The sequence below is a fragment of the Vibrio sp. 10N.222.46.A1 genome, assembly GCF_041473595.1.
Classification (GTDB): Bacteria; Pseudomonadota; Gammaproteobacteria; order Enterobacterales; family Vibrionaceae; genus Vibrio; species Vibrio tasmaniensis_A.
Genome location: NZ_JBFRSN010001253.1, coordinates 1 through 1,866 on the forward strand (window position 1 = coordinate 1; position 1,866 = coordinate 1,866).

The window sequence follows — 1,866 nt, forward strand, 5'->3', positions numbered from 1 at the left end:
TAACCCAACACACCAAAGTGGCTCAAGCTAGCGTGTTCCCCCAGCCAAAGCCCTAAGCCATCGTGAGGAAAGCTCTGATTCGCCGCGCTAAATAACGAAAGTTTGTCAGCGTAAGTCAGCTTTCCATTCGGGTCTCGCCAATCCATGTTCGGCAAACCCACATCATTGAGTAGCCTTTCAATATCGAGACCTCGTTGCTCTAACGTATTCAACAGCAGCGCGATATCTAATGTACCCAATTGATGCCGATGTCCGGTCGGCTTATACTCCGCGATAATCTCCAATCGTCTCTCCTTATATCGAGCCCATTCCCATCAACATGACTACTCAGCTTCAACAACACTACTGACAAAATCGTGATTGGTAACGCGCTCTTGTCCGAATATGACCTCCCAATTCTACGCTACTCATCGCACAATGGCTTTAGTTGTTAAATTTATGTGAACTATCGCAATGATAAAAACGAATCCTGCTCCACACAGTTTGATTGATTCTAATGGTCAGCCGATCATTGGACATTTCGATGGCATCCCCAAGCACCTGAACATCGAGAGCTTTGACTACCGAAACTCGATGGATTCAAAAGCAAACTCTTGGCAGAAGCACCTCCACTACAAACAATTCCAATTTGTCAGCATTGTCACCGACACGCACATTATTGGTGTCGCTATCGCGGATATTCGCTACTTAGGCTCGGCATTTTGTTATCTGTACGATATTGAAAACAACCATCTAGAAGAGTCATCTTGGTTGAGGCCATTAGGGTTTGATAAACAAGTTACCGCTTCGCCATTTGACGGCACGACAAACATTGCAGGCCAAAGCATCACCTTTAATATTGAAGGCGGGCAATGGCAAGTTCACTTGAATACCAAACTCATTAAGGCCGATATCGCTTTAGAGCCTAAAGCCGACAGCTTGCCCTTGGCGATGTGCAGCCCAACGGGTTATTCAGGTTGGACTTACACTCAAAAGCACAATGCTTTGCGCATCAGCGGTGAAATCCAAATCAAAGGAGAATCACTCGTTCTCCAACAAGCTCGTGCCGGTTATGACTTTTCAGCGGGCTACATGAGACGTGAAACCAGCTGGCGCTGGGCAAGCATCAACACGCAATCCAATGGCACAGATATTGGCCTAAACCTCGCGGCGGGCGTGAATGAAACCGGAGGCTGCGAAAACGTGTTATGGGTCAATGGAACCAGACACTTGCTTAACCCGGTACAGTTTACGTTCAGTCGCCAAGACACGAACTTGCCTTGGCAGATAACATCACAAGATGGACGTATAAACCTGACCTTTACGCCCTTAAATAACCGCAGCGAAAAGCTCAATTTATGGCTGTTAAAGAGTAACTTTCGTCAGTTCATTGGTCACTTTTCTGGCTCGATTGAAGACAACAATGGAGTGACACATCACCTCGATGGTGTTCTTGGCCTAACAGAAGATCACTTTGCTCGCTGGTAACGTAATTCTGCTGATTGAATCTCAGGCGAGCAAGTCTAAGTAAGCTTGATACTAAGAACGCGTATGGCGTCTCAACAAGGATAAAACATGAATATCGACGCATTAATCAATCACCCAGAATGGCTACTGCTGGTATTAGCGCCCTTGTTCATTGTGTGCATGTTGGCTGAGTATTTTATCGGTCAGAAGCAAGGTCGACTGCCTGATAACTCGAGCTATAAACTTTCAGAAGTGATGTGTAACTTCACGCTGGCAGGAATGCATCAACTCTCCGATTTGCTCACCGGGTTATTGGTCGTGCAGTTGTATCTTTGGATGTTTGGTTGGCGCTTAATGGATATTGAAATGGGCGTGCTGAGTTTTGTTGTATTGATGGTGTTGCAAGACTTTTGCTATTAC

Annotated in this window: 2 protein-coding genes and 1 pseudogene; 2 read left to right on the forward strand and 1 reads right to left on the reverse strand. The window is 45.9% G+C overall.

What is annotated here, in order from left to right; genetic code table 11:
* On the reverse strand, window positions 1–284 hold a 284-nt coding region (locus AB4496_RS25700), incomplete at its 3' end, for an AraC family transcriptional regulator ligand-binding domain-containing protein (protein ID WP_372132678.1).
* Window positions 285–453: 169 nt separating this feature from the next.
* Between AB4496_RS25700 and AB4496_RS25705 the strand changes: the two genes are divergently transcribed.
* The gene (locus tag AB4496_RS25705) at window positions 454–1,467 is read left to right on the forward strand and encodes a DUF2804 domain-containing protein (protein WP_102258539.1); all 1,014 of its coding nucleotides are present in this window, start codon (window positions 454–456) and stop codon (window positions 1,465–1,467) included.
* Window positions 1,468–1,554: 87 nt separating this feature from the next.
* Window positions 1,555–1,866 (forward strand): annotated as a pseudogene (locus tag AB4496_RS25710) (sterol desaturase family protein); the annotation flags it as partial.

What these genes read in the sequence shown, in the direction of transcription:
- AB4496_RS25705 (WP_102258539.1), top strand. Translation starts at nt 454, where the DNA reads ATGATAAAAACGAATCCTGCTCCACACAGTTTGATTGATTCTAATGGT.